We start from the raw sequence: 243 nt of genomic DNA, 5'->3' as shown, positions 1-243 counted from the left end.
CATCGTTACAGTCGATGGCCGTAAGCGTTGCCACGTATCCGGCAGGGATCGCAGCCCCGTAACAGGTCACGGTGGAGGCACCGCTGGTGTATCCGTCGAAATCGGCATCGACATACAACGTGGCCGATTGCCATTTGGTGTTATCGGAAGGCGCACAGTCGGTATTGTTCAATGAATAACCCGCAGGAGGCGTGGAGGCGTTCACGGCACACACGCTGACCAAAGACCCGAATCCGAATCCGT

The 243-nt window shown here is 57.2% G+C and carries 1 protein-coding gene; it reads right to left on the bottom strand.

The window, feature by feature from the left end:
- A partial coding sequence (locus G6047_RS00030) for a hypothetical protein (RefSeq protein WP_211165337.1) occupies window positions 1-243 on the bottom strand: 243 nt, incomplete at both ends.

This window comes from Flavobacterium silvaticum (genome assembly GCF_012911565.1).
GTDB lineage: Bacteria > Bacteroidota > Bacteroidia > Flavobacteriales > Flavobacteriaceae > Flavobacterium > Flavobacterium silvaticum.
This window is presented reverse-complemented; position numbering and strand designations above follow the sequence as displayed.